Consider the following 8,166-nt stretch of genomic DNA (forward strand, 5'->3'; position numbering starts at 1 on the left):
CCGGCACCAGCTCGGGCCCGGGGTCCGGGGACCGGCTTCGGTCCCCGGCGGATAGGGGGTCCGGGGCGAGAGGCAGCGCCTCTCCCCCGGCGGCCGGCCACGAAGCGCAACGCCCTCCCGGAGCTCGGAACCGGCGCGCCTATTCGCTGATGAAGCGCAAGAGGTCCTGGTTCAACCGGTCCTTCTCGGTGAAGAACAGCCCATGCGGCGCGCCCGGATATTCCACCAGCCGCGCGCCGGGGATCATCGCAGCGGCGTGGCGCCCGGCGGCGTCGATCGGGACGGTGTTGTCGGCATCGCCATGGATCACCAGCACCGGCACGCGGATCTGCGGCAGGTCGGCGCGGAAGTCGGTTTCCGAGAAGGCGCGCACGCAGTCCAGCGTCGCCTTGGGCGAAGCCATGAGGGCGAGGTTGCCTGTCCATTGCAGCAGCTCGCTGCTGATGGAGAAACTCAGCAGCCCGGCGCCGAAGAACTGCTTGCCGAAGCTCGCCAGGAAGGCCGGGCGGTCCGCCTGCAGGTTGACGACCATGTCGTCGAAAACGGAACGGTCCACGCCCTCGGGATTGTCCTCCGTCCGCAGCAGGAAGGGCGTGACGGCGGCAACCAGGACGGCCTTGCTCACCCGCCCCGATCCGCCATGGCGCGAGAGGTAGCGCGCGACCTCCCCGCCGCCCATGGAGAAGCCCACCAGCGTCGCGTCGCGCAGGTCCAGCGCGTCGAGGATGGCGGCCAGGTCGTCGGCCATGGTGTCGTAGTCATAGCCGGACCAGGGCTGGCCGGAGCGCCCGAAGCCGCGCCGGTCATAGGCGATCACGCGGCAGCCGTTCTCCGCCAGGAAAGGCGCCTGGTATTCCCACATATCCGCGTTGACCGGCCAGCCATGGATCAGCACGACCGGCTTGCCGGCGCCCCAGTCCTTGTAGAACAGGGGTGTTCCGTCCCGGGCCTCGATGAAGGACATCGCATTCTCGCTGTTGCTGGATGCCTTCAGGAACGGCTGGAGACGGCCCTGGTTGGCCGCCCGCCGCGCATCAGGACAGCGTCCTGCGCAGGTAGACCCGCCGGAATCCCTTCTCCTCCCGCCGCTCGGCCTCCGTGAAGCCGCGATGCCGGTAAAGGGCGAGGTTCGCCTCCATCCTCTCGTTGGTCAGAAGCCGCAGCTCGCGGAAACCCCGCCGCCGCGCCTCCGCCTCCACGAAATCGAGCAGCACGCCGCCGAGGCCCTGCCCTTTGGCCTCCGGCTCCACGGCGATGTTGTCGAGCCAGAGATGGCCCGTCCGGTCCTCGATCACCACAAGGCCCAGGATTCGGCCGCCGCGTTCCAGCACATGCACCTGCCTCGCCGCGATGCGGGCGGCGTAGTCGTCGTCCATCGGCGCCGGGCGCCGCCCGATCACCGGGACGTAATGGGCATAGGCACGCTCCGCCAGGGCGGCGAGGAGCGGCGCCTCCCCCGGCAGGGCGGGACGGAGGACATGATCGGGGCCGGACATGCCCCGCATCCTGCCTGCAGCGCCCCGGCCGGGGAAGCGGCAATCAGCCGGGCGGCAGCCCCTCCGCCGGCACGCTGCGCCCGGAATGGTGCGGCACGCGCGCGCTGATGCGCACGGGCACGGCCTTCGCCGCCGGCGTCTTGCTCTCCTCCGCATGGTGCGCGACGGGGATCAGCGTGTTGCACTCGGGGTAGTAGGCCGCGAGGCAGCCGCGCGGGATGTCGAAGCCGGTGACGCGCAGCCCGCCGAACTCCCGCCGCACGCCGTCGCCATAGACGGTCGCGAGCGTCACCTCGTCCCCGTCCGACAACCCCGCCTCCACGATATCCTCCGGGTTCATGAAGACCACCATGCGCGTGCCTTTCACGCCCCGGAAACGATCGTGATAGCCATAGACGGTGGTGTTGAACTGGTCGTTGGAACGCAGCGTGATCAGCCGGTACTGCTCCGGCTGGTCCTCGAAGCCGGTGGCAGTCAGCTTCTCCGGCACGCGGAACTCCGCCTTGCCGCTCTTGGTCTTCCACACCCGGTCGCGCGCCGGGATCGGCCGGTGGAAGCCGCCCGGGATCGCCATGCGGTCGTTGAAGCCACGGAACTCCTCGGGATAGGTCCGCTCGATCGCATCGCGGATCAGGCCGTAGTCGGCGAGCCACGTGTCCCAGTCCAGCCTCGGGTTCGGCGGCAGCGTGGCCTTGGCGATACCGGCGACGATCGTGGGCTCGGACAGCAGATCGGGGCTCGCCGGCTCGCGCTTGCCGAAGGAGGCATGGATGGTGGCGGTGCTGTCCTCCATCGACACCGTCTGGTCGCCCGTCGCCTGGCTGTCGCGCTCGATCCGCCCCTTGCAGGGCAGCAGCAGCGCGACCTCGCCGTTCACCAGGTGCGAGCGGTTCAGCTTCGTCGCGATCTGCACCGTCAGCCGCATCTTCCGCCAGGCGGGCTCCATCCGGTCACGGTCCGGGATGGCGCGCACGAAATTGCCGCCCAGGCCGATGAAGCCCTTCACCTCGCCCTTGAGGACGCCCTCGCAGGCCTCCACCGTGTTCAGCCCCTTCTCGCGTGGCGGCTCGAACCCGTACAGCTCCGCCAGCCGGTCGAGCGGCACCAGCGCCGGCTTCTCCGAAATCCCGACGGTGCGCTGGCCCTGCACGTTGGAATGGCCCCGCACCGGCGAGATCCCCGCGCCCTGCCGCCCGATATTGCCGCGCAGCAGCAGCAGGTTCACCAGCATGTGCAGGTTCTGCTCGCCCAGCACCTGCTGCGTCAGCCCCATGCCATAGATGAACATCGCGGCCTTGGACTGGCTGTACAGCTCCGCCGCCGCTTCCAGCGCCACGCGCGTCAGGCCGGATTCCTCGGTGATCCGCTCCCACCCCGTCTCGCGCGCGGCCTTCGCGAATTCCTCGAAGCTCCTGGTGTGCTCGCGGATGAAGCCATGGTCCAGCACCGGCGCGCCGCCACTTTCCCGCGCCCGGTCATCCGCCTCGATCAGCCATTTGCACAGCCCCATCAGCGCGGCCATGTCGCCGCCCGCCTTCACCTGGTGGTACTGCTCGCTGATCCGCGTCTCCGCCCCGGTGCCCATCTCCAGCGGGCTCTGCGGGTTGGTGAAGCGCTCCCAGCCACGCTCGCGCAGGGGGTTGAAGGTGACGATCCTCACGCCGCGCCGCACCGCCTCCTGCAACTGGTGCAGCATGCGCGGGCTGTTGGAGCCGACATTCTGCCCAAAGGAGAAGATGGCGTCGCAATGGTCGAAATCGGCCAGGGTGATGGTGCCGACCGGCGACCCCAGCACCTCCTTCAGCGCCACCGAGGTCGTCTCGTGGCACATGTTGGAACTGTCGGGCAGGTTGTTGCAGCCGTACATCCGCGCCAGCAGGCCGTACATGTAGGAGGTTTCCAGCGAGGCGCGGCCCGAGGCGTAGAAGACCACGGATTTCGGGTCGAGCGCCTTCAGCTCCTCCCCGATGATGCGGAAGGCCTCCTCCCACGCCACCGGCACATACCTGTCGCTGGCGGCGTCGTAGCGCATCGGATGCGTCAGCCGTCCCTGCTGCTCCAGCGAGTAATCGGACCAGCCGAGCAGCTCCGTCACCGTGTGCTTCGCGAAGAAGTCCGGCGGGGTGCGGAGCGAGGTCAGCTCCCAGGCCGTGGCCTTGGCACCGTTCTCGCAGAACTCGAAGGGATGCGCGGAAGCGGGCTTGGCCCAGGCGCAGGAAACACAGGCGAAGCCATCCGCCTTGTTCTGCCGCAAAAGCGCCTCGCCGATGCCGGGCGTGACCTTCTCGCGCAGCATGATCTCGCCCAGCGACTTCGCCGAGCCCCAACCGCCGGAGGGGCCGTCATAAGGGCCGATCCTGACATCATCACCCATGGAAAAGCCCTCCGCGCCCAGCCGGTGACAGGAGAACCGGCGGAGCCCGGGCACGGTTGCCGCTGGGCGCGATGACAGCTGCTTCATCGGGGAGGATCAGGCAGCGCACTCTTCGCGGCCACCCTCGCGGGAGAGGCGCCGCCTCTCACACACCCTCTCCGCCGGGGACCGAAGCCGGCCCCCGGACCCCGGGCTTTCGCTGGTGCCCGTGGCAGCCGTCGGCCCATGGTCCGATCCCTGGGAGCAGGTGGACCGGCGAGGCGCCCGGAAGGAAGGAAGACACCTTGGCCTCGCTGGCGGTACCGGCAGCCGCCGGAGAGCATGGCCCTCCAGCGCGATCCGGTCGCAGAAAGAACCAATGAACGGGGTCCAGGGCGCGCAGCGTCCTGGCGGATGGGGTGGTTACGGGAGCGAAGGCGGAGCCTTCCCACCGGGCCGCGGGCGCAACATCACACCGCCGTGCCGCCCACCGTCAGCCCGTCGAGGCGCAGCGTCGGCTGGCCGACGCCCACCGGCACGCCCTGCCCATCCTTGCCGCAGGTGCCGATGCCCGGGTCCATGCCGAAGTCGTTGCCGACCATGGCGATGCGGGTCAGCGCATCGGCGCCGCTGCCGATCAGCGTGGCGCCCTTCACCGGCGCGGTGACGCGCCCATCCTCGATCAGATAGGCCTCGGAGGCGGAGAAGACGAACTTGCCCGAGGTGATGTCCACCTGCCCGCCGCCGAAATTCACCGCGTAGAGCCCACGCTTCACCGAGCGGATGATCTCCTCCGGCGCATGTTCCCCGCCGGCCATCACCGTGTTGGTCATGCGCGGCATGGGGATATGGGCATGGGATTCGCGGCGCCCGTTGCCGGTCGGCGCCACGCCCATCAGCCGGGCATTCTGCCGGTCCTGGATGAAGCCCACCAGGATGCCGTCCTCGATCATCACGGTGCGGGAGGTCGGCGTGCCCTCGTCATCCACGGTCAGCGAGCCGCGCCGGTCCGGGATGGTGCCGTCATCCACCACGGTCACGCCGGGCGCGGCGATCCGCTGCCCCATCAACCCGGCGAAGGCCGAGGTTCCCTTGCGGTTGAAATCGCCCTCCAGCCCGTGGCCGATGGCCTCGTGCAGCAGGATGCCGGGCCAGCCGGGGCCGAGCACCACGACCGTCTCCCCCGCCGGCGCCGGGCGGCTGTCGAGGTTCACCACCGCCTGGCGCAGCGCCTCGTCCACCGCGCCCTTCCAGCTCGTCTCGTTCAGCACACGCTCATAGGCGAAGCGCCCGCCGGTGCCGAAGGAGCCGGTCTCGCGCCGCCCGCCATCCTCCACCACCACCGCGACATTCAGCCGCACCAGCGGCCGCAGGTCCGCCACGCCGCGCCCGTCGGGGCGCAGGATGCGCACCGCCTGCCATTCGCCGCTGATCGTCGCCATCACCTGCCGCACCCGCGCGTCGCGGGACCGGGCATAGGCATCGATGGCGGCCAGCAGCGCGGTCTTTCCGGCGAAGCCCATGGCGGCCAGCGGGTTGGCGCTGTCGTAGAGCCGCGCATTGGTGCGGCGCGGCGCCTCGTCCAGCGCCGCCATCCGGTCGCCCGGCAGGCCGCGCACCGTCTCGGCGGCGCGCTTCAGCGCGGCCTCGCCGATCTCCCCGGCATGGGCATAGGCCGCCCCCTCTCCCCGCACGGCGCGCAGGCCGAATCCCCGGGACGTGTCGAAGCTGGCCGCGCGGATGCGCCCGTCGTCGAGGCTGATCGCCTCGCTTTCCCGGTATTCGAGAAAGAGCTCGCCATCCTCCGCCCCGGCCAGGGCATCGGCCACGATGCGCGCCGCCCGGTTCGGGTCGAGGTCGCGGAAGAACAGCCGCTCGGTGGCGGCCATGGCATCGGTGGCGGCGCTCATGGCAGGATCTCCGAAAGGGGGCCGGCGGGCAGGGGGGAACCGGGGATGCCGCCGGGACCGGCACCGCCTCCGGGCCGGGCGCGGCGCTCCTCCCCGGCGGGAAGGGGGATCAGCAGCCGGGCGGTGGTGCCCTGCCCGGCGGTGCTGTCCAGCCACAGCCGCATGCCCATGGCCTCGCTCAGCGTACGGGCGAGGTACAGGCCGAGGCCAGAGCCGCCATAGCGCCGGGCATGGCCGTCCTCCAACTGGGTGAAGGGCTCGAAGGCGCGGGGGATGTCCTCCGGCGCCATGCCGATTCCGGTGTCCGTGACGCTGATCTCCATCGCCGCCGCCTCCCCGCCCGCCACCGCCCCCATGGGCAGAAGTCGGGCGGCCAGCGTGATCCGCCCCCCCGCCGGGGTGAACTTCACCGCATTGGAGATGAGGTTCAGCAGCACCTGGCGCAACCGCCGGGCATCGGCCGGCACCGGCGGCAGGGCATCGGGCAGGTCCAGGACCAGATCGGTGCCGCCGCGCCGCGCGGCGCCCAGCAGGATGCGGTGTGCCTCGCGCAGCAGCAGCTCCGGCTCCACCGGCCGCAGCTCCAGCGCCTGCTCGGCCGTGTCCGAGCGCGCGGTATCCAGCAGGTCGTCGATCAGCCCCAGCAGGTGGCGGCCGGCATCGCGGATGGCCGTCAGGAAGATCTGCCTCGTGGCCAGGTCCGCCGCCATGCCAGGCCCTGGCCTCCCCGCGGGCTCCCCCTCCGGGGCCCATTCGGGCCACCCGGCCTCCAGGCCCCGGCCCGGCCCCCCGCCCAGCCCGTCCAGCAGCGCCTCCGAGAAGCCGATCACCGCGTTGAGCGGGGTGCGCAGCTCATGGCTCATATTGGCCAGGAATCGCGCCTGGGCCCGGTGTGCGGCCTCGGCGGCATCGCGCGCCGCGGCCAGCTCGGCGCTGGCGCGGTGCTGCTCGGTGATGTCCACGAAGGTCCGCACGAAGCCCCCGTCGGGCGTGAGGTCCGTGGTGACCTCCACCACCGTCCCGTCCGCGCGGGTGCGGACATAGCGGCCGGGGCCGGATCGCGGCGTGGCCGCGGCACGGCGGATCAGCGCGTCCGTCCCGTCCCCCGGCGGGCCGAACTCGCCGCGCGCGATCTGGTCGTGCAGCAGGTCGTCCGCATGGGTGCCCAGCACCACCTGCTCCGGTTGCAACCCGCAGAGCCGGGCCGTCAGCGGGTTGGAAGCGACGAGCCGCCCCTGCCGGTCGAAGATCGCCATGCCATAGCGCAGGTGGTTCAGCGTGGTGCGGAGCAGCTCCTCCTGCTGCCGCGCCTCCGCCTCGGCCCGGTGGCGCGCGGTGACGTCGGTGAAGACGGCCACCCGCCCCAGATCCGGCAGGGCGGAGGTCTGGATGTCGAAGACCCGCCCGTCATGGCGGTGCAGCGTGTAGCTCCGGCTCCCGCGCTGCTGCCAGGTCACGGCGGAGGTCAGCATGATGGCTCCCGGGGGCTCGCTCCTGTCCCCCGCCGCGCCGTGGCGCGCGATGATCTCGGCCAGGGAATCCCCGACCCCGTGCGTCAGGTCCGGCATGGCCCGGCGGAAGGATTCGTTGACCAGCGAGACGCGCTGGTCCGGCCCATAGACCAGCACCCCTTGCGGCAGCGCGGTCAGGATGCCGTCCAGCATGGCCGCCCGGTGGCTCGCCATGCCCTCGGCCCGGCGCAGGCCGGTGACGTCGTCCACCTCCACCAGCATCCCGCCATCGCCGGAGGGCCGGCGCTGGATGCGCAGCACCTGTCCGCACGGCCTTTCGCGCTGGTCGCTGAAGGGCAGGCGATGCACCTCGGCCGCGCAGCGGGCGGGATAGTCGTCGTCCTCCAGGTTCTCGAACTCGCCCTGCGCCTCCATCAGGCGCAGCACCTGGAGAAAGCTCATCCCCTCCCGCAGCGTCCCGGGCGGAAGCCCGTTCAGCGCCGCATAGGCCCGGTTCGACCAGCGCAGCCGCCCGTCGGCGCCATAGAGCGCCACCCCGGTCTCCAGGTTCTGCAACAGGCCGTCCAGCATCCGGCTCCGGTCCTGCGCCATCGCCTCGGCCTCGCGGATCGCCGTCATGTCCGAGACGGTGTTGATCCGCGCCCCGCACGGCAGGGACGTGACCTGCACCTGCAGCCATTGCCCCCGCATGGTGCGGAACAGGCGCCGCTGCGGGCGGGAATGGTCGATCTGCCCGATCCCCGCCGCCCGCTCCTCCGGGTCGCCCGGGCCATAGAAGCCGCGATAGGCCAGCACGCGGCGGACCTCGGTCATCGGCAGGCCGGCGGGCAGCGCCTCGGGCGGCAGGCCGGCCAGCGCCAGAAAGGCGGGATTGACGAAGCCCAGCCGCCCCCTGTCTCTTGATCACATCTACGCACAGCTCCACCGTAAGGCGA

At 71.2% G+C, this 8,166-nt stretch carries 5 protein-coding genes; all 5 read right to left on the reverse strand.

Annotation, left to right across the window (positions count from 1 at the left end):
• Positions 1-139: 139 nt before the first annotated feature.
• Complete coding sequence (locus tag ROTAS13_RS14925) at positions 140-964, reverse strand: alpha/beta fold hydrolase (protein WP_075822731.1); 825 nt, start codon at positions 962-964, stop codon at positions 140-142.
• Between the two features lie 70 nt (positions 965-1,034).
• Positions 1,035-1,496, reverse strand: coding sequence for a GNAT family N-acetyltransferase (locus ROTAS13_RS14930; protein WP_058390076.1), 462 nt, complete (start codon positions 1,494-1,496; stop codon positions 1,035-1,037).
• Positions 1,497-1,539: 43 nt separating this feature from the next.
• A complete protein-coding gene (locus ROTAS13_RS14935) occupies positions 1,540-3,870 on the reverse strand; it encodes an FdhF/YdeP family oxidoreductase (RefSeq protein ID WP_058390075.1) in 2,331 nt (776 codons plus the stop codon).
• Between the two features lie 449 nt (positions 3,871-4,319).
• Complete coding sequence (gene tldD / locus ROTAS13_RS14940; protein WP_058390074.1) at positions 4,320-5,759, reverse strand: metalloprotease TldD; 1,440 nt, start codon at positions 5,757-5,759, stop codon at positions 4,320-4,322.
• Entirely contained in the window at positions 5,756-8,116 is a 2,361-nt protein-coding gene (locus ROTAS13_RS14945; RefSeq protein WP_256371400.1) for a PAS-domain containing protein, read from the reverse strand. Before ROTAS13_RS14945 ends, tldD begins: the two co-directional genes overlap by 4 nt.
• Positions 8,117-8,166 lie beyond the last annotated feature (50 nt).

Source organism: Roseomonas sp. TAS13 (assembly GCF_001950415.1).
Classification (GTDB): domain Bacteria; phylum Pseudomonadota; class Alphaproteobacteria; order Acetobacterales; family Acetobacteraceae; genus Roseomonas; species Roseomonas mucosa.